14 protein-coding genes are annotated in these 20,263 nt (G+C 43.1%); 11 read left to right on the plus strand and 3 right to left on the minus strand.

The features are described from left to right. Positions 1-11 precede the first annotated feature (11 nt). Positions 12-1,541, plus strand: a complete 1,530-nt coding sequence (locus tag DXD68_RS19440) for a RagB/SusD family nutrient uptake outer membrane protein (protein ID WP_122363155.1) — start codon at positions 12-14, stop codon at positions 1,539-1,541. A 19-nt stretch (positions 1,542-1,560) separates the two neighbouring features. After that, positions 1,561-3,051 (plus strand): alpha-L-fucosidase, encoded by a 1,491-nt coding sequence (locus tag DXD68_RS19445; RefSeq protein ID WP_122363156.1) that lies wholly within the window; start codon positions 1,561-1,563, stop codon positions 3,049-3,051. A gap of 93 nt (positions 3,052-3,144) precedes the next feature. Here the strand turns inward: DXD68_RS19445 and DXD68_RS19450 are convergent, their stop codons facing one another. Next, entirely contained in the window at positions 3,145-4,038 is an 894-nt protein-coding gene (locus tag DXD68_RS19450; RefSeq protein ID WP_122363157.1) for a Fic family protein, read from the minus strand. Between the two features lie 100 nt (positions 4,039-4,138). Beyond that, complete coding sequence (locus tag DXD68_RS19455; RefSeq protein ID WP_122363158.1) at positions 4,139-5,140, minus strand: 6-bladed beta-propeller; 1,002 nt, start codon at positions 5,138-5,140, stop codon at positions 4,139-4,141. Positions 5,141-5,292: 152 nt separating this feature from the next. Between DXD68_RS19455 and DXD68_RS19460 the strand changes: the two genes are divergently transcribed. From DXD68_RS19460 to DXD68_RS19475, 4 genes are all read left to right on the plus strand, one after another. Beyond that, complete coding sequence (locus tag DXD68_RS19460) at positions 5,293-6,165, plus strand: ion transporter (RefSeq protein ID WP_122363159.1); 873 nt, start codon at positions 5,293-5,295, stop codon at positions 6,163-6,165. A 191-nt stretch (positions 6,166-6,356) separates the two neighbouring features. Next, positions 6,357-9,035: a glycosyl hydrolase-related protein gene (locus DXD68_RS19465; protein ID WP_122363160.1), complete on the plus strand. Its 2,679-nt coding sequence runs from the start codon at positions 6,357-6,359 to the stop codon at positions 9,033-9,035. Between the two features lie 13 nt (positions 9,036-9,048). After that, complete coding sequence (locus tag DXD68_RS19470) at positions 9,049-11,421, plus strand: GH92 family glycosyl hydrolase (protein WP_122363161.1); 2,373 nt, start codon at positions 9,049-9,051, stop codon at positions 11,419-11,421. A 98-nt stretch (positions 11,422-11,519) separates the two neighbouring features. Beyond that, positions 11,520-11,726, plus strand: a complete 207-nt coding sequence (locus tag DXD68_RS19475; protein ID WP_122363162.1) for a hypothetical protein — start codon at positions 11,520-11,522, stop codon at positions 11,724-11,726. A 6-nt stretch (positions 11,727-11,732) separates the two neighbouring features. Here DXD68_RS19475 and DXD68_RS24675 read toward each other — a convergent pair whose 3' ends face one another. Next, positions 11,733-11,861, minus strand: a complete 129-nt coding sequence (locus DXD68_RS24675) for a hypothetical protein (RefSeq protein WP_255419295.1) — start codon at positions 11,859-11,861, stop codon at positions 11,733-11,735. A 171-nt stretch (positions 11,862-12,032) separates the two neighbouring features. Between DXD68_RS24675 and DXD68_RS19480 the strand changes: the two genes are divergently transcribed. The 5 genes from DXD68_RS19480 to DXD68_RS19500 all read left to right on the plus strand — a co-directional run bounded on the left by DXD68_RS19480 (position 12,033) and on the right by DXD68_RS19500 (position 20,261). Next, positions 12,033-12,590: an RNA polymerase sigma-70 factor gene (locus tag DXD68_RS19480; RefSeq protein WP_122363163.1), complete on the plus strand. Its 558-nt coding sequence runs from the start codon at positions 12,033-12,035 to the stop codon at positions 12,588-12,590. A gap of 66 nt (positions 12,591-12,656) precedes the next feature. Then, the gene (locus tag DXD68_RS19485; protein ID WP_122363164.1) at positions 12,657-13,649 is read left to right on the plus strand and encodes a FecR family protein; all 993 of its coding nucleotides are present in this window, start codon (positions 12,657-12,659) and stop codon (positions 13,647-13,649) included. Positions 13,650-13,805: 156 nt separating this feature from the next. Next, positions 13,806-17,159 carry a TonB-dependent receptor gene (locus DXD68_RS19490; protein WP_122363165.1) on the plus strand — a complete coding sequence of 1,118 codons (3,354 nt, stop codon included), beginning with the start codon at positions 13,806-13,808 and terminating at the stop codon, positions 17,157-17,159. A gap of 12 nt (positions 17,160-17,171) precedes the next feature. Continuing rightward, positions 17,172-18,713, plus strand: a complete 1,542-nt coding sequence (locus DXD68_RS19495; protein WP_122363270.1) for a RagB/SusD family nutrient uptake outer membrane protein — start codon at positions 17,172-17,174, stop codon at positions 18,711-18,713. Positions 18,714-18,722: 9 nt separating this feature from the next. Beyond that, a complete protein-coding gene (locus DXD68_RS19500) occupies positions 18,723-20,261 on the plus strand; it encodes a sulfatase-like hydrolase/transferase (RefSeq protein WP_122363166.1) in 1,539 nt (512 codons plus the stop codon). Positions 20,262-20,263 lie beyond the last annotated feature (2 nt).

Consider the following 20,263-nt stretch of genomic DNA (forward strand, 5'->3'; position numbering starts at 1 on the left):
GTAAGCTTATTATGAAAATCAAACATATATTATTGGCCTCTGTTTTGTTGACAGGCATGCTGACCGGATGTAATAATAATTTCCTGGAAGAAATTCCCCGGGATGAATTATCTGACGCTTCATTCTGGAAGAGTCAGGATGATGTGGAAAAATTCACGACTTCTTTATACAGATATACCCTGGAACCGGGGAATTTCGTGATCATGCTGGACGGCTATACGGATAATGCCGTTCCGGTTCATGTGTATAATGCCCAGGGAGAGATTTCCGCCGGTACGGCAACTTCTTCCAACTCTCATTTTCAACAGGTCTGGCAAACGACTTATCAGGGTATCCGCCGCTGTAATGTGTGCCTGCAGAATATAGACCAGGTTGAAATGGATGAAGCAGACAAGAATGTCTATAAGGGGGAAGTTTATTTCATGCGCGGATATTTCTATGCGACATTGCTCCGTTTGTATGGCGGGGTTCCATTGCTCGAAAAACCGTTGGAACTGAATGAGGCAATTCCAGCCCGTAACACCGAGGAAGAGGTCTATAATTTTGTGATTGCAGATCTGGATAAAGCGGCCTCTTTGCTTCCGGAAAAACAGGCTGAGGTAGGTCGTGCGACGAAAGGGGCGGCTCTGGCTGAAAAGGCGGTCATCAGTAATTTCATGAATAAATATGAGGATGCCGCCAGGTATGCTAAAGCGGTGATGGATATGAATGTCTATTCTCTGTATCCCAACTATGGCGATCTGTTTTCTCCGGATCATGAAAATAACCAGGAGGTGATCTTTGACCACCAGTATATGGAAAATGCCAAAGATTTTGACCTGGGCAGCTGGATCGACCAGTATTTCGCACCCCAGATGATGGGTGGATGGGAAGCGATGTCTCCCGCCAAAGATCTGATCGACTTGTATGAATGTAAGGATGGTAAATCGATCGGGGAGTCGGCGCTTTACGATGAGAATAATCCGTTTGCTAACCGCGATCCCCGCTTGGATTATACGATCCTGTACGACGGCAGCGAGATTGCCGGTAAAACATATAGTTCCGGTGCTGCTTTAGGTAACTCGACCCGTACGGGGTATTCTATCCGGAAATATGTGAATCCGAAAAATGATGGAATGAACTATCCGGGATGGACGAATTTTATCTATATTCGTTATGCTGAAATCCTGTTGATCTATGCCGAAGCTCAGAATGAAGTTTCGGGACCGGATGCCAGTGTATACGAGGCGGTGAACGATGTGCGTGCCCGCGTGGATCTTCCTCCTTTATCGGACAATCTGACTAAGGAACAAATGCGTGAAGCAATCCGTAAAGAGAAACGTGTGGAATTTGCCTTCGAAGGGGTTTATCTCTATGATACACGTCACTGGAAGACGACGGAAGCGGCTGTGACGAAGCCTGTCTACGGTAAGAGAGTAGATGGTGAATATGTATGGGTGGAAACACGTAAATTTGATCCTGAACGGGATTATCTGTGGGCTATTCCGTTGAATGAAATCGACCTGTCCAAAGGTTCTCTGGTTCAGAATCCGGGATGGTAAAATAAAGAATTGAAAGCATATGAATTATCGGTTTATCATTATACTGTTGTTTATTGTGTCTCCGGCCCGAATGCTTCGGGCTCAGGAGATTGTTCCGGCCGATTGTCCCAATCAGACGCAATTGGAGATGCAGAAGCGGGGGTATGGGATGTTCATTCATTTTGGAGTCAATACGTTTGATGAAAAAGAATGGTCGGATGGGACGATCCCTGTGGATAAGTACCGACCGGATTCATTGGACTGTGACCAATGGGTACGTGTGGCACGGGATGCAGGCTTTCGGTATGTCCTTTTGGTTACCAAGCATCATGATGGTTTCTGTCTGTGGGATAGCCGTTATACAACGTATGATGTTGCTTCTTCACCGGTAAAAACAGATGTGGTGAAGGCTGTCTCTGATGCCTGTAAGAAATATGGCTTGCAATTTGCCATTTATTATTCTCTTTGGGATCGTCATGAGCCGGTTTATCAGAATGCTGATTTTGGAGAGTATATCGATTATATGTCGAATCAGTTGACGGAACTGCTGACTAATTACGGTCCGGTTTGTGAAGTCTGGTTTGACGGCGGATGGGATAAGAAGCCGGAAGAGTGGCGATTGCCTGAAATCTATTCACTGGTCAAAAGGCTTCAACCCCATTGTGCTGTCGGGGTGAATCACACGATTGTCCTGAAGGAAGGGGAACGGGAGTTTGCGTTACCCGACTCTATGATCGTCGATAACAAATACACCTTTCAATATTTCCCCGGCGATTTCCGGCTTTGGGATCCGAAGATTGCTCATAAACAGGATAAAAAGCAGTATTTACATGATGGTCGGTCTTATTATCTGCCTTTTGAGCATACGCTTTGTATCAGTAAGGCATGGAACTGGTTCCAGAAAAAAGCACTTTCTCCCGTTCGTGACCTGGATGAACTGGAAGAGTTGTTTTACTGGTGTACGGATAATGATAATACATTGGTGGTAAATGTTCCGCCGGACCAGACCGGTCGTATCAGGGAGCATGAGGCTAACGCGGTGATTGCTTTGGGTAAACGGTTGGGTATTAAAAAAGGGGAACCACTTCCCCGGAACGGCTCTTTTCTGTCTTTACAATCGCCGGCTTTTGCCAGTTCCGTCTATGAGAATAACGAGTTGTTGTATGGGGCGGCATTGGCTACTGACGGAGGTATGCAGACTCGTTGGGCTGCTGCAGATACGACTGCTCTATTGACTATTCCACTGGACAAGGACAAGCCTTTCAATAAGATTGTCATTTTTGAATATTGTGATACTCAGAATGGTGAAGACGGATTTTCCAATTATCGGACTAACCGGATACAATCATACCGGATCGAGATTGAAAAGAATGGGCAGTGGGAGGCCGTATATGTCTCCGACGAACCGATGGGCGATTGTAAAGTCATCCGTTTCCCTTATCCTTACCAGACTTCACAGATACGTCTGAATGTTACCAAGGCTTCGGCTCCTCCTTCCGTATATGAATTTAATGTGATATACAAAGAATAAAACAGGAAGTTCCCTGGGTATAGATAAAAAAGTGCCTCTCTAAAGTTAAAACCAAAGGGGGGCACTTCTGTTTATCCGTTTATTCGTTATAACCTATTTTGAAGTATTGAAGCATTGAAGTATTGTTTTAAATTTATCCTGTGCAGTCAGGCAGGTATCGACAAGATATTCATGTGCTCTGTCCCATTCCTGCAAACCACGGTAATAGAACCATTTTAAATCTTCGTCTATGATGAAAGGTACAATGTTATTACTCAGGCATTCTTTAAACATGATCAGGCGTCCTACGCGGCCGTTTCCATCCTGAAAGGGGTGGATACATTCAAATTCTCTATGGAAGCCGATGACGTCTTCAATGGTTTTATTGCTTATGGCATTATAATTCGCCAGAAGCGTTTTAATCTGGGAGGACACTTCTTCGGGGGGACAGGTTTTATTCCCTCCGACTTCGTTGGGGAGCTTTTTATAGTCACCCACCAGGAACCAGTCTTTCCTGCTATCGGAAGTTCCGGACTTTAATGTATAATGGAGTTCTTTTATGAAAGTTTCTGTCAACTTTTTGGTTTTAGCTTTTTCGATAATCATGTCGATACATCTGAAATGGTTGGTTGTCTCGATTATATCATCGACATTTATCGTTTCGTTTGTTGCTCCGATTGTATTGGTTTCAAAGATGAATCGTGTCTGATCGTGGGTTAGCCGGCTTCCTTCGATATGATTTGAATTATAAGTGAGATCTACTTGAACACGATGGTATATTCCCCCGTTCAGTTTCATATCTTTTTGTTCTTTGAGTATATTAAGCAGTGGGTTTTCACTGAATCTTTTTGGCTTTTGGGAATCAGGAATCACCGCATCTTCCGGAATATTCCAGGTTTTTCCGGTTAGGAAAGCACCGGCTATTTTTCCTGTGGCACAATAATTGCGTACAGTCCTTTCAGGAAGATTCTGTTTTTTCGCAAATTCGCTGACTGAGTAATATTTCATAAGCGTAAATTGCCGTTATCGGCAAGAAATGTGTGTATTTTAGATGCAAATATATCGATTTCTTGCCGATAACGGCAAAATTACCTCGAAAAATCGTGTGTCAGATAACTTCGTTCAAGTCCAGATAACCGAATTGTATATCGTCATCCATGCACATAATGATTCGGTTGTTGTCTTCGTCATAACAGAAGCGGACTATTCTGTAACCTGTTTCCAATGTTTTTAGATAATCTCCGTTTAGGTTGAATACAAGAAATTTGGTCGGGTAGTAGGCTTCTGTGCGATGGTCTCCTCCGGAATAGGAAGCAATGATTTTGTCACCGCAAACGTTTACATTCCAGTAATGGCTGATATCTGAACTGTCGGCTGTCCAATCGGGACCGTAAATGTTGCATATCAGATCTCCGTCGAGATTACAGATTGTCATCAGGTCATGCCGGCTATAACATTGCAAATACATATTATGCTCTGTAGATACGGTAGAGGTAAATCGAACTTTCTTTATATCGGGATGTTCATATGTCATTAGTTCTATTTCTCCTGTGGCCATGTTCCATTTGGCTATATAAGGTTTAAAATTGTTTGTACCTATAGGTTTTATTACCCGGCCTATGCATAGAGTATCACTGATATATTGATATGTATCGGGAAACAAACTTGCTTTCATTTCCATTTTAACATCCGGCATATAATTCGGATTGGCTAGAATACTATCCGGATTATAACTGAATATCTTTCGTTTACCATGGTCCGTTACGTAAATTCTGCTGTGAGCCTTGTCATATTCCACATGGCCTACAATTGTTATTTCCCCGGGTCCCTGGCCTTTATAAGCGGTACTGGCAAGGTAGTGGAAATCATTTTTGTCAAATAGGTGTATTTGCTGGTCTGGTGATTCATAGTCGGTTATGATCAGGTATTTGTCTGCGATATAGGGCAGGGAGGTTCGACCTATCAGAACATCTTCGATCTCAATCTCCCTGACCTTATCCCGGACATTAACGATGTTATTTCGGCTTTTCTGGTATTTTTCCGTATCAGTTTTTTGGGTGCAACCACAGAATAGTGTGATTAGCAACAGGTAACTTAGTATATTTTTCATACAAATATTGATTTATAGTCTTTGATGTCGTAAATATAGAGATAATTACGAATGTATCGTAGATTTGAGGCTATAAATCTTCCTTTTTAAGAAGAAATACTTGTTTCCAAAGGTATTATTTCTATTTTTGTAATTAAACACCGTAATAATTTATGGAACAGCAAAAAACGGGTCTGCTACAGACGGTAAAAAATAAGATAAATGCATTCCTTCATGATAAAGAGCTGAAAGAGAAACTGTATGTGATCATTTTTGAATCGGATACGCCAAAGGGGAAACTGTTCGATGTCTTTCTGATCGGTTTTATCATTATGAGTGTCCTGGTCGTGATACTGGAGAGTGTGGTGACTTTTTCGGATCATTTCAGGCTGGCGCTTCAGATACTGGAATATGTGTTTACCGGCTTTTTTACTTTTGAGTATCTGGTGCGTATCTATTGCTCGCCGAAACCCAGGAAGTATATTTTCAGTTTTTTCGGTATTGTCGATTTACTGGCCACCTTGCCGTTATACCTCGGGTTTATATTTACCAGTGCGCGTTATTTGCTGATCATTCGTACTTTTCGCCTGATTCGTGTTTTCCGTGTGTTCAAGCTGTTTAATTTTCTGGAAGAAGGAAATTTGTTGCTGGTCTCCCTGCGGCTGAGCAGCCGTAAGATATTTGTTTTCTTCTTTTTCGTCTTGATCCTGGTGACCTCGATCGGAACGATTATGTTTATGGTGGAGGGGACGCAACCGAATACCCAGTTCAATAATATCCCCAATTGTATCTATTGGGCAATCGTTACCATGACAACTGTCGGTTATGGAGATATAACGCCTGTTACACCTGTCGGCCGGTTTATCTCTGCCTGCGTGATGCTGATCGGTTATACGATCATTGCTGTTCCGACCGGAATTGTCTCAGCCACAATGATCAAGGAACACCGGCGGAGAAGTGAACTGAGATGTCCGCATTGTTTCCGGACCGGGCATGAGGAGGAAGCAAAATATTGTAAATATTGCGGAGGGAAACTGGAGGAATAAAATAAAAGGTCTATATTTGCAGTGTTTAACCGATTAAATAGCCTATGGGCAAACCTATTACTCGGAAAAAAAATTCTGTTGGTTTATTAATAGGCGGTCGGTGTTATTAATAGCTTTGGCATCAAAGCTAAATTTTTTGCCGGATATTTTAATCGGTTAAATATAAAATTCAAATAACAAATGAACAGATCATGAGAAAGAAATTGCTAACCGTATTGAGTCTGCTGCTTGCTTATTCGGCAGTAGCCCAAATAGAAGGAGATGTGTACACTTGTGATGACGAATCTTATCGTTTATTGAAAGATTTATCGGATTCACAATTAAACAGAGGGGATATTTTTGTTTTTACAACAACCCATCAGGATTTGGCGTGGCTGAATAACCTGGATGCCTGTATAGCGGACCGCGATACCTTGTGGCTGACTCCTTTCCTGAAACGTCTGGCGGAAGAACCGGATTTCCGTATGGATATCGAACAAACCTCCATTCTGCGTGAGTATATACACCGCCATCCGGAAACAAAGCCGCTTTTCAGTAAGTATATGAATGAAGGTAGGATCTGTGTCGGGGGGACTTATATACAACCTTATGAAGAGATGTACTCGGGCGAATCGCTGGCGCGTCAGTTCTATTTGGGGACCCGGTGGCTGAAAAAGAATTTTGACGGATATAACTCATTGTCTTATTTCAATGTGGATGTGCCTGGACGTACTTTGCAGATGCCGCAGATCATGAAAAAGGCCGGTATAGATAATCTGGTGATCAGCCGGCATGAGTGCGGATTGTTCTATTGGGAGGCTCCTGACGGTTCGAAAGTACGTTCTTATACGCCGGGGCATTATATCTATTTTTACAATGTGCTGGCAAAAGAGGATACGGCTGCCATGAAAGAAATGGCTAAGGAATCGGTTTTGTGGTATACTAAATACAACGATGTGAAAAAGGCCCGTACCGTAATGCCTGCCATGTTGAACTATGAATTGTCGTGGGATCGGAAACCGGTGGAGAATTGTCCTGTCTTTATGGAAAAATGGAATAATATCCGGTATATCCGGAATGAACAGACCGGAAAAAAGACTAAAGTGAAACTTCCCCAATTCAAATATGCAACGGCGGATGAATTCTTTCATACCCTGGACCATTCTACATCGGCTTTACCGGTTGTCAAGGGAGAGCGTCCGAATGTGTGGCTCTATATTCACGGACCTTCCCATGAGCAGGCATTGACTGCCAGCCGGAAAGGTGACCGTTTACTTCCGTCGGCGGAAAAAATGTCCTCTTTTCTAGCCTTGACAAGCGGCTCGTTTGACAGGTATCCGTCCGATTTGCTGAATGAAGCGTGGGAAGCTAAGATTTATCCTGACCATGGCTGGGGTGGTAACGGAGGAATCATGACGGATAATACATTTCAGCGTAAATATGAATTTGCTCTGGGGGTAGCCGAAAAGGTGATCGATGCGCAGGCCTCAACTTTGGCCTCGGGAGTGAAAACTGAGTCTGCCAAAGGGCGTGCGGTCGTTTTGTTCAATAACCTGTCTTTCGTCCGTACAGCTCCGGTGAGTATAGATGTTCGTTTTGAAGAAGGATATGCACGGCAATTGGCTGTTAAGGATTATCAGGGAACAGCTGTCCCTTCCCAACTGACCGGTGCTGTCTATTATCCGGATGGCTCGATAGAGAAAGCCCGGGTTCATTTTGTAGCGGAAAAGGTGCCTTCCATGGGACTGAAAACCTATTATCTGAATGCATCGGATGCTCTTGCCGACATTTCCCGACCGGCGGCCAGCGTGATAGAAAATAAATATTACCGGGTGGAACTGGTGAATGGAGGTATCAAACAGATCACGGATAAAGAGAGTGGCAGGCAATTGCTGAATACCGGCAAGTTTTTGGGTGGCGAGGTGATCTCCATGCATTCGTATGGTAACGGTGCCGGAGAATTTGATGCGGTGCAGCAGCCGGATATGGAAGGTTTTGACAAAACGTCCGCTCATCCGTCGGCCTGGACGATCGTGGAGGAAGGTCCGGTCTTTTCTGCTTATAAGCTGCGTACTCCTATCCGTAATGCCGTGATCGAACAGGTGATCCGTGTCTATCACCAGACTAAAAAGATCGATATGGATGTGGCTTTGCTGAATTGGGATGGCGTTATGTTCCGCGAATACCGTCAGATGTGGCCGCTGGCATTCAAACAGTCGGTCGTTTCTTACGAGGTTCCTTACGGTGCTTTGACTGTCGGGCAGGATGAGATGCCGGGAGCGGCAGGCGAACGTTATTATGTGGAGAACAAGAAACAGCGTCCGCGCGGTATAGGAAACTGGTTAAGTGCCACGGACGGGGAATGGGCTGTGACGTTAAGCTCGTCGGTTGCCGTTGCCGATTATGTCGATCCGACCGATAATCCGGTCGATTATACGGTGCTTCAGCCGATTTTACTGGCTTCCCGGAAGAGTTGCCATCCACTGGGGAATGATTTCTTTCAACCCGGAGATCATTTCTATCATTTCTCACTGACTTCACATCCGGCAGGAGGGCGGACAAGGGAAGAATTCGGTTTGTCAGCCAATGAACCGCTGGTTGCTGTTTACAATCCGATAGCTTATAGTGATGCAGCTATTCCGGAACAGTATTCGTTTGTGTCGGTCGATAATCCGAATGTGATCATTACGGCAGTAAAGAAATGCGAGGATGATAACAGCCTGATTATCCGTCTGTATAACTGTACGGATAAAGAAGAGAAAGTGACATTGGATCTGGCTGCCTCCCCGAAACAGATAATCCGTACAAACCTGATCGAGGAAGAGGATGTTCCGGTAGACGGGATTGTATTGGGTAAATATGCGATTGAAACTTATAAAATAATACTTTGAATAAAACGAACCTATGAGAATGAAGCAAATGAAATCGGGGGTAATGCTCCTTTTGGCGGGAATAGGACTATTGGGGGGATGTACCTCTTCAAAACAGGAGGTGTCCGGAGAACTTGAATCTCTAGTACAATATGTAGAACCACGTATAGGAACGGCACATTGCCGCTGGTTCCATTTTGCTCCGGGGGCATTGCCTTTCGGATTGGCTAAACCGGCTCCGGCGACCAATGCACATGTGGGGAATAAATCAGGCTGGGAGGCTACCGGATATGATTACAGGGATACGTCGATAGAAGGATTCCCTTGTCTGCATGAATTTCAGGTGGGTGGTATCGTACTGATGCCGACGGAAGGCCCGTTGAAGACTGTACCCGGGGCGGTCGGTTCTTCCGGGGAAGGCTATCGTTCGGCTTTCGACCATACGGACGAGATCGCTACAGCCGGTTATTATTCCGTTCTGTTGAAAGATTATAATATAACCGCGGAGCTGACGGCAACGAAACGGGTTGCTTACCAGCGTTTTTCATTTCCGGAAAGTAAAAATAGCCGTATATTGTTCGATATAGGTAACCGGCAGGGGGATAGCGGACCTGCACAGGATGCTGAGATTATCATTACTGACGATGGCTTGGTAGAAGGTTGGGTGACAACATTACCCGAATACAGTAAAAAGTATCAGGCAGGAGCCACGGTCACCATGTATTTTTCTGCCCGGTTGGATAAAAAGCCTGATTCGTTCGGCACTTTCATCGGTGAAAAGGTGCAGGAAGGGGCACGTGCCGTCAAAGGTGTCGGATCCGGAGCTTATCTGACTTATAAAACGACTGAGGGAGAATCCATTACTGCCCAGGTCGGTTTGTCGTATACTTCTGTGGCAAATGCCCGTTTGAATCGGGAGACAGAGACGGATCACGGAAAACTTTCATTCGATGAGGCCCGCGAAGCTTCCCATAAAACCTGGGAGGAGTATTTGGGTCGTATCCGGGTGGAAACGCCGGTTCGTGAAGATAAGGTGAAATTTTATACCGGGTTGTATCATGCCGTATTGGGACGCGGATTGGCCAGCGATGTCAACGGGGCTTATCCCCGCAATGACGGAACTTGCGGACAAATACCTTTGAAAGAGGGTAAACCTGCGTTTTCTTTTTATAATACCGATGGTATCTGGGGTGGGCAATGGAATCTGATACAGGTTTGGGCACTGGCTTATCCGGAGTACCTGTCTGATTATGTGAGTACTCATCTGCAGGTGTATAAAGATGCCGGTTGGTTGGGAGACGGGATTGCTTGCAGCCGTTTTGTATCCGGGGTAGGAACGAATCAGCTGGGGAATGTGATCGCTGCCGCTTATCAGTGCGGTATACGTGACTTTGATGTGGAGACAGGGTATGCTGCTGCCCGTAAGAATGAATTGGATGGTGAAAACCGTCCGATGGGGGCGGGTAAGCTGGATACGGATAAGTTCGTGAAGTATGGATACGTGCCTCATCTGGACAAAGGGACCGGGGCTGATGAAGCCTGGATGTTCTCTGCTTCACATACGCTGGAGTATTCTTTTGGTGCTTATGCTGTTGCCCAGATGGCTAAACAGTTAGGTAAGACGGACGATTATGAGAAGTTGATGGATCTGTCGAAAGGCTGGGAACGTATCTATGACTCTGAACTGAACTTGATCCGCCCTAAAACGGAGGACGGGCGTTTTATCGAAAATTTCGACCCGATGCAGGTCTGGCGCGGATTCCAGGAAGGGAATGCCTGGCAGTATACTTTCTATGTGCCTCATGATGCTAAAACATTGATCGGGAAGATGGGAGAGGATGTCTTTAACCAGAGGTTGGATAGCATCTTCCTCGTTTCGCAGAAAAAGATATTCAGCGGAGGAATGGAAATCGATGCATTTTCGGGTCTGCAGTCTTTGTATAATCAGGGGAACCAGCCTTGTCTGCATATTTCCTGGTTGTTTAACGAATCCGGTCGTCCGGATTTGACTCAGAAATGGGTGAGAGCTATTTTAGATGAATTTTACGGGACAGACGGGATACATGGTTATGGCTACGGACAGGATGAGGATCAGGGGCAGCTGGGTGCCTGGTTCACTATCTCTTCTATTGGGCTTTTCGATATTACCGGGTTATCTGCTGCGGATCCCTCTTTTTCCGTGGGTAGCCCGTTGTTCGATAAGATAACCATACAGCTGAATGATACATATTATAAAGGCGATTCATTTGTCATCGAAGCAAAGAATAACAGCAAGGAAAATACCTATGTACGGAAACGGCTGCTGAACGGGGAAGCGTTGGACGGGTTACGTATTCCTTTCAGTACGGTTACTTCCGGCGGTCGTTTGGAGCTGGAAATGTCTGCTTTGCCTGTAGATACGAATTAAAAAGAAAAATGGGTGCCTCTGGGGTTTTAACTATAATTTTTCATGAATTTATATATCTTTGCGTGTAAGAATCTGGAAAGTATATAAAGAAAGAATTTATGAAAACACTACTTGTTACTACCTTGGGGGCATTTGTTATTACACTTGTATTTGTTGCCGGAGGGTATACTTTGTATCGTATAGAAGTCAATTTCACAGTGTCGGTCGTGATGCTGGGTATTGCCTGGATGGTTTCGCTTTGGTTGTTATATTCAACAGTTTTCAGCAAAAAGAAGAAAGGGATCATTTCCTGGCGGAAGCATTAATGCCGGTCAGTCTTTCGAACTGTTATTTATATCTTTCCACGTATCTTTTATAACATACCATAGGACGCAAACGATCATTACAAGCATGACTGCACTGCCTCCTACGCTGATGATTGTTTTTATGTATTGATCCATCTTTTCTGTGATTAAAGTTTGTAGATTTTAAGATTACCCGCTAAAGGTAAGCATAAGATTTTCAAAAAAAAGATTTCCTGGTGAAAAGTGCCGATGTTTGTCTGATTTCTATTTCTCGAAAAAGGCTAAAAATAATAGCCGTTGTTAAAAAATCCATATATTTGCATTCCTATGGAGGTCAATCGGGAAGCTGAATATATGGAAAAACTGGGACAGGGGGATCATAAATCGTTTGATGCCCTGTTCGTATTATATCATCCGAGAGTGAAGAACTTCTTATTGGGGTTTGTCAAGGATGAGGAAGAAGCTTGCGATATGGCACAGGATATTTTCTTTAAGCTTTGGACGAATCGCGAAAGTATCTCCCGGGTCAGTTCCCTGAAAGCTTATCTCTACCGGATGGCACGGAATATGGTATATGATTATTTTGAGCACAGCCTGGTGAAAGAAAACTATGAACAGAAAATCCAATTGTCTTCTAACGGGTATTCGGATCTGATCGAGGAAAATATTTACGCCAAGGAGTTGTCTCTCCTGATCGATATCGCTATTGAACAGATGCCGGAACAGCGGCGGCGTATTTTTAAGATGAGCCGGAAAGACGGGTTGTCGAATGAAGAAATCTCCCTGAAATTGGAAATAAACAAACGGACTGTTGAAAACCATATAACACAAGCTCTTGCCGACTTGCGTGAGATTCTGAAAAATACTTCTTTATTACTTTTTTGAAAAAAAACGTCTTTTGACTGTGTGTGCTCTCCCGCTCTCCCGTCTTTTATATAAACGGGGAATGAAATGGCAAATAGAACAATACATACATTAATCTCGAAATTCTTCGGAAATGATCTTCCGAAAGCTGTTCAGCATGCTTTCGGTAAATGGTTCATAGGAGGAGCGCATCAGCAGGAAAAAGAAGAGGCCATGCAGGTGCTTTGGGAAGAGGTGCCGGCACAGGCGGATGAGCGGACGCTGGAGGAATTGAATAAAATCCATGATCGTATACAAAAAAATTCACATCCGGCGGCAAAACGTACTTTGCATCGGCTGCTTATACGGGTCGCAGCTATTTTATTGTTGCCGTTGATCGGTGCTGCCAGTGCTTATTTTGTTATGCAGCATCAACTGGAGGTGCTCGAACCCGAATGGGCGGAATGTTTTGTCCCGAATGGTGAAAAGAAACAGATCACACTGTCTGACGGTTCTGAGGTTTGGTTGAATTCCGGTTCGTTACTGGTTTATTCTGCCAAGTTTGAAGGTAGCCGGCGTTCGATTTACTTGAACGGGGAGGCGAGTTTCAAAGTGGCCAAGGATCCGGAGAAACCGTTTATTGTAAAAACCGGTCATATGGAAATAGAAGCTTTGGGTACGGTCTTTAATGTGGAAGCTTATTCGGATTCCGAACTGACCATTGCGACATTGGAAGAGGGGAAGGTACGGGTCGATACGGATCTGGCAAAAGGTGAGCCTATTATTTTGCATCCGGATGAGCAGGTGGTGTACAACAGCCAGCTGAAAACGGTTTCAAAAACGGTGGTGGATGCCGGCAGGGTTCTACAGTGGAAACATGGTTATCTGACGTTTCAGGGGGCTTCTTTCGATTATATTGTAAAAACGATCGAACGGAAGTATGATGTAACGATCAATTATGAAACGGGAAAGTTTGCGGGACGTAGTTTTACCATGAAATTCAGGCCGGATGAGGGATTGATCCAGGTGTTGGATATCTTGAAAGAGATGGTGAACGGATTGAATTACAGGATGAAAGGTAATATAATATACATCAACTAAAAAAGGAGGATACTTTTATGAAAAAAAGAACCCGGGAAGACGACGCCAATCAGAACTCCCCGGATTTGAAATCGTAGTGAACACCCATTAATAAATCACTTGAAACAGGTGATAAATAATATAGTATTCAACTTTAAAATCTAATTTTACAAAGATATGGAAATATACCTGAAAACACAACGGAATAAACGGAATAGTTTGTTCCGGGTATCAATAATGTCTTTTCTTTTCTTTTTCTTGCAGTATTCCATAATTTGGGGACAGCATGTTACTTTCTCCGGAACTAGTCTGACCGTTAAAAAAGCATTTACAGAAATCGAGAAACAAACGGATATGTCGGTCGATTATGACGAGTCAGTTCTGAATATTCACAAGAAAATAAATGTATCTACCGACAGCAGAGGGCTGGATGAGGCATTGAATCTGATTTTGCAGGGAACAGGTTGTTCTTATGTGATCAAAAATAATCATATAGTTATTTCTGCAGAAGCGAAAGAACAGGATAAGAACAATGATAATACATTGGTGATAACCGGTACCATAACAGACGAACATGGAGATCCTATCATAGGTGCGAATGTGATGGAGAGAGGTACAACCAATGGCTGTATTTCTGATATAAACGGTGGTTACTCTTTGAATGTTAAGAGTAATTCTGTTCTTCAGATATCCTATATAGGTTATATCACGAAAGAAATTGCGGTGAATAACCAGAAAGTAGTCAATGTCCGTTTGATAGAAGACACACAGAATCTGGATGAAGTAGTCGTTGTCGGTTACGGTGTACAGAAGAAAGTGAATCTGACCGGTGCTGTTTCAGTAGTGAAAGGGGAGGAAATGACCAAGCGTCCTGTAACCAATGCTACTTCCATGCTGCAGGGGCAGATTCCTGGTTTACGTGTCGTGAACGGTTCGGGACAGTCCGGAAATAATAAGGTGAGTTTGCGTGTACGTGGTCAAGGTACATATTCTGATGCGGGCTCTGATCCGTTAGTATTGATAAATGGCGTTCCGGGAGATCTTTCCGCATTAGATCCTAATGCTATAGAAAGTATATCTGTGCTGAAGGATGCTGCTTCTGCAGCTGTATATGGGGCACGTGCAGCGAACGGTGTTGTGCTGGTGACAACCAAGACTGGTATAAATAAAAAGACATCGATCAGTTACTCGGGAAATTTTGCCGTTTATTCTCCGACTCGAATGTTGAAGGTTGTAACTAATTCGGTTGATTATATGAATTTGTGGAATGAGGCGAAGGCAAATTCCGGAATATCTTCCGGCTTATATCCGCAGGATGTCATTGATCAATATAAAAATGCGCGACCGGGCGATCCGGAATATCCTAATTATGATTGGTTGGGAGAACATATTCACAGTGCATTCTCTCATAATCATAACGTGGCCGTTTCAGGAGGTTCTGAAAAGATGTCCTATAATGTCTCTATGTATTATGCCGATGAGAACGGAACAATGGATGGACATGGATATAAGAAGTATAATTTTACGGCTGATTTACAGAGCCAGATAACCAAATGGATGAAATTCGGTTCGTATGTAGGCTTCATGCGTGGAGATAGAAAACGTCCTTATGAGGGAGGTGTGGACGGTAGTTTTACTTCTATTTTTGCACAGGCTCCGACTTATGGTCCGCAGCGTACTGACGGTTCATGGGTTTATAAAGCTTATCCATGGGAAAGTAACAATAAGAATGTGATTGCTTTGGTTGGAAATGATGCCTTACGTAAAAATACGAGTTATGATGTGAATGCGCAGGTATGGCTGACAATTGATATTGCCAAAGGATTATCATGGCATACCAAAGGTGCAGTTCGTATGATTGCTGAAAGAGAAAAGGAATGGCGTCCGCTGGTAAATCTTTACAATTATCATACAGGCGAGTACATGAATGAGTTGGATGTCGGTGCAAAGGGATTGAACTCGAATGATTATCATACATTCTATACTTATTTGTATTCTTATTTGAAATATGATGTATCTACAAAAGATCGGAATCATAACTTTGGTCTTCAGTTGGGATATTCACAGGAAACGAATGATTATGACTGGCTGAAGGGATATAGAAAAGATTTTCCGTTCCCGTTGACAGAGATCGATGCCGGATCAAAGGAACTGCAGGAAGCTGAAGGAAATCTGGAACAATGGTCATTGATGGGAGTTTTCGGACGTTTTAATTACAATTACAAAGAGCGTTACCTGTTTGAAGCTAATTTCCGTTATGATGGTTCATCCCGTATCAATCCCGATGATAGATGGGGTATATTCCCTTCTTTCTCTGCCGGTTGGAGACTAACAGAAGAACAATTCATGCAAAATCTTCATTGGTCGTGGTTGAACAGTCTGAAAGTGAGAGCTTCGTGGGGACAGTTAGGTAATCAAAATATAGGTGTATATCCTTATCAGGCCGTTATGGAAAATGAAGGAAATTATACATTCGATAATTCGTCTTTATCCACAGGGTATGCACAAACAAAATATGCGAACCGAAACATTACCTGGGAGACAACGACTGTGACAGATATAGGTCTGGAAGCTACGGTTTTCAATGGACTGAATGTTACATTTGACTGGTATAAAAAAAGCACGAAAGATATTCTTCGTAATGCCCAGGTGACAGGTTCTTTAGGATTGGAGGCTCCTGTTATTAATAATGGTGAGATGGAAAATAAAGGGTTTGAAGTAAATGTGCAGTATGTGAATAATATCAAAGGTGGTCTTTTCAAAGGATTGACATATAATGCCGGTTTCTATTTCGATCGCAACAGGAATAAGGTAACTAAGTTTGGTTCTGAAGAAATTTCTGGACATTATCTGCGTAAAGAGGGGTTACCTTATAACTCTTATTATATGCTGGATTGTATAGGGATCTTCAAAGATGAAGAAGATGTGAAGAATTCTCCGAAACAGTTCAATGATAATACATTGCCGGGTGATTTGAAGTACCGTGATGTGAATAATGACGGTGTGATCGATAATGATGACCGTATGGTGATAGACGGACGCTTCCCGAAATTTGAATATGCAGTAAACTTATCGGCTAACTGGAAAGGATTTGATGTCTCTATTTTGATGCAGGGTGTTGAAGGTAAGAAACATTACGTGACAGATTGGGGATTACAGCCGTTCCGTCAGGGAAGTGCACCGACAATCGATTATGTGAAATACCGCTGGACGGAAGACAATCCTGATAATGCGAAATATCCCAGAATGTATTTTGATAACTTTGGTGGCAGTAAGAATACGAGAAAAAATTCATACTTCCTGAAAGATGCTTCTTACTTGCGTTTGAAGAATGTTACGATCGGTTATACGATCCCTGCTGAGCTGACGAGAAAATTATTGGTAGAACGGATACGTGTATTTTTCTCCGGTGATAACCTGGCGACGATCACTAATTATCCGGAATTAGACCCTGAAAGAGAAGATGACGGTCGTTTCGTCGCTTATCCTCAGAATAAGATTTGTTCATTTGGTATTAACGTCCAATTTTAATTCGATATGGTTATGAAAAAAGCTAAATATTATTTGCTTCTGATATTGGCAGTTGTAATGAGCGGATGTGATGATTTTTTGGAAAAGAATCCGCCATCCAAACCCTCAGAAAATACTTTCTGGAAACAGAAAAGTGATTTGGATATGGCTTTGACAGCCTGTTATGGCACAATGACAAAGTTTGATCACGGTTATTTTTCATTTGGTATGCCTCAATGGGATAGCTTTGTCGATAACTGTCGTAGTGTGGAGGAAGGAATCACTTTTGATGTTTTCCAGGGAAATATAGACCCGTCGACAGCCGGTATTATTCAGGATGTTTACAAAGGAGCTTATGTCGGAATAACCCGTATGAATTTGTTCCTTTATCAATTGGATAAGTATGAAAATACGGATTTGTCGGAATCGGAAAGGAACTTCAGTAAGGGACAGGTTCTTTTTTTGAGAGCATTCTATTATTCCTTTTTATACAGATGTTATGGTGATGTTCCGTTGATCGTGGAACCTTTGGATTTGGAAACACAGTATCAGCCGAAGGTTGAAGCGGCAAAGATTCTGGAGCAGATTTATACGGATTTGAATGATGCAATCAACTTGTTACCAGATAATACCTATCTGGAATTGCCTGGCAGAGTAACCAAAGGGGCTGCTCTTGCACTGAAAACCAGAATGATGCTTTATGATGCCTATAATACGGATGGCAAAGCCGATGTGGAAAAAATGAGGAATGCCTTATCCGTTGCAGAACAGATAAAAGGATATAGATTGTGTGATGATTTCGAAAGTATTTTTCAGGGATCCGCCCAGGAAACAAATCCGGAAATTATTTTCTCAACTAAGTATCTGGCACCTAATAACTGGCATAAAAGTGATTTGTGGTTTGGCGCGTGGCTACGTTGTGCACCTCTGACCAATTTTGTAGAGGAGTTCGAATTTAAGGATGGTACACCTTTCTCTGAAGAAAGTGATCTGTATAATCCAGAGAATCCGGTAGAGAACCGTGATCCCCGACTGGATATGTCCGCTTTTTACCTGCAATTGAAAATAGGTGATGTTGAACAACCTGTTACGGGGGATTTACCAACTAAATATGGTTTGAAGAAGTTTGTGACCCGTGACAAAACTCAATATCCGATCGGATATAATACACGTAGTGATCAGGACTGGGTACATTTCAGATATGCTGAGGTACTGCTGGCTATTGCCGAAGCGGAAAATGAAGTGAACGGTCCTACGCAGAAAGTGTATAATGCGATCAACAGTATACGTGCCCGTAAAGGGGTTGATATGCCTCCGTTGCCTACAGGTTTGAGCCAGGCACAGATGCGTGAAAAGATTCGTCATGAACGGCGTATTGAGTTAGCTTTTGAAGGTCATCGTTATTTTGATTTGAAACGTTGGCGTATTATTGGAGAAATAATGAATAACTTTGACGAACCGACATTGCCGTTGTATAAATCCGTGTTTGAGGATCGTTTCTACTTATGGCCGATACCTCAAAGCGAAATCGACAAGAATAACGGCGTATTGGTTCAGAACCCGAATTACAAATAAAAGAAAGATATGGATAAGTTAATCAGAAATCGTGGATTACTTCTGTCATTGGGAAGTATGACTGTTTTGAGCGGGTGTGCCCAACAACCGCAGGAACAGAAAAAACCGAATATTGTATTCATCTTTGCGGATGATATGGGATATGGCGATGTTTCGGCATTCAATGAAAATTCGAAGATACAAACAACGAATATTGACCGCATAGCGAATGAAGGTGTTGCTTTTACGGATGCCCATTCCAGTTCGTCTGTCAGTACGCCTTCCCGGTATAGTTTGTTGACGGGCCGGTATAACTGGCGTTCAGATCTGAAATCCGGCGTTTTGATGGGATATAATAAGGCACTGATCGCTCCTGATCGCCGGACAATCGCTTCTGTCCTGAGAGACCAGGGATATCAGACTGCTTGTATCGGAAAATGGCATTTGGGCTGGGATTGGAATAACATAGAAGCAGGAAAGGATAGTGTGGATTTCAGTAAACCTATTACAAACGGACCGACAACACGTGGCTTTGATTATTTCTATGGAATTATTGCTTCTCTGGATATGGCTCCGTACGTTTATGTAGAAAATGATATGCCGACAGCTTTGCCGGACAGGGAAACTGTAAATGATGGTATGAAGTATTGGCGTAAAGGCCCGACAGCATCGGATTTTGATCATGAACAAACTTTACCCAATTTTATTAATCGGGCCGTAGATTACATTCATGATAAGTCAAAGGATGATAAACCTTTCTATCTGTATCTTCCGTTACCGGCTCCTCATACACCTATCCTGCCTATTAAAGAGTATCAGGGTAAATCCGGTCTGAATCCGTATGGAGATTTTGTCTTGATGGTGGATGATATGGTTGGTAAAGTCATGAATGCATTAAAAGAGGCTGGTGTGGACGATAATACGATCTTGGTATTCAGTACGGATAACGGATGTAGTCCTCAGGCTAAATTCGACGAACTTCAGGAAAAAGGACATTATCCCAGCTACATTTATCGTGGACATAAAGCTGATCTTTTTGACGGTGGTCATCGTATCCCGTGTGCAGTTCGTTGGCCGGCAAAGATTAAACCGCATACCGTTAATCAAACGGTTTGTCTGACTGACTTCTTCGCCACATTCGCCACGATAGCCGATTATCAGCTGAAGGACTCCGAAGGAGAAGACAGTTACAACATTCTCCCTTTGTTGTTGAATGAAAAAGAAGGTGATGTCATTCGTGAAGCCACCGTTCATCATTCGATAAACGGTGATTTTACGATTCGCAAAGGCGAATGGAAACTGTTATTATCACCGAGTTCCGGTGGTTGGAGTTTCCCGAAACCTGGTACGGATGACGAGGTAATCAAAACATTACCATTGATCCAGCTTTACAACATGAAGACCGATCCGGCAGAAAAAAATAATGTATATGCCGAACATCCTGAAGTAGTAAAAGAATTGAAAGACCTGATGATCAAATATGTGAAGGAGGGTCGCAGTACTCCGGGTACTCCGCAGAAGAACGACGGACCGGAAGTCTGGAAGCAGTTGAGTTGGATGGAGGAATAAAA

Origin of the sequence: Parabacteroides sp. TM07-1AC (assembly GCF_003480915.1) — a bacterium.
In the GTDB taxonomy this organism is placed as follows: domain Bacteria; phylum Bacteroidota; class Bacteroidia; order Bacteroidales; family Tannerellaceae; genus Parabacteroides; species Parabacteroides chongii.

Excerpts from the sequence above, each read along its gene's own strand:
- DXD68_RS19500 (WP_122363166.1), top strand. The coding sequence starts at position 18,723 with ATGGATAAGTTAATCAGAAATCGTGGATTACTTCTGTCATTGGGAAGT.
- DXD68_RS19440 (WP_122363155.1), top strand. The coding sequence starts at position 12 with ATGAAAATCAAACATATATTATTGGCCTCTGTTTTGTTGACAGGCATG.
- DXD68_RS19475 (WP_122363162.1), top strand. The coding sequence starts at position 11,520 with ATGAAAACACTACTTGTTACTACCTTGGGGGCATTTGTTATTACACTT.
- DXD68_RS19495 (WP_122363270.1), top strand. The coding sequence starts at position 17,172 with ATGAAAAAAGCTAAATATTATTTGCTTCTGATATTGGCAGTTGTAATG.
- DXD68_RS19445 (WP_122363156.1), top strand. The coding sequence starts at position 1,561 with ATGAATTATCGGTTTATCATTATACTGTTGTTTATTGTGTCTCCGGCC.
- DXD68_RS19465 (WP_122363160.1), top strand. The coding sequence starts at position 6,357 with ATGAGAAAGAAATTGCTAACCGTATTGAGTCTGCTGCTTGCTTATTCG.
- DXD68_RS24675 (WP_255419295.1), bottom strand. The coding sequence starts at position 11,861 with ATGGATCAATACATAAAAACAATCATCAGCGTAGGAGGCAGTGCAGTC.
- DXD68_RS19470 (WP_122363161.1), top strand. The coding sequence starts at position 9,049 with ATGAGAATGAAGCAAATGAAATCGGGGGTAATGCTCCTTTTGGCGGGA.
- DXD68_RS19450 (WP_122363157.1), bottom strand. The coding sequence starts at position 4,038 with ATGAAATATTACTCAGTCAGCGAATTTGCGAAAAAACAGAATCTTCCT.
- DXD68_RS19460 (WP_122363159.1), top strand. The coding sequence starts at position 5,293 with ATGGAACAGCAAAAAACGGGTCTGCTACAGACGGTAAAAAATAAGATA.
- DXD68_RS19490 (WP_122363165.1), top strand. The coding sequence starts at position 13,806 with ATGGAAATATACCTGAAAACACAACGGAATAAACGGAATAGTTTGTTC.
- DXD68_RS19485 (WP_122363164.1), top strand. The coding sequence starts at position 12,657 with ATGGCAAATAGAACAATACATACATTAATCTCGAAATTCTTCGGAAAT.
- DXD68_RS19455 (WP_122363158.1), bottom strand. The coding sequence starts at position 5,140 with ATGAAAAATATACTAAGTTACCTGTTGCTAATCACACTATTCTGTGGT.
- DXD68_RS19480 (WP_122363163.1), top strand. The coding sequence starts at position 12,033 with ATGGAGGTCAATCGGGAAGCTGAATATATGGAAAAACTGGGACAGGGG.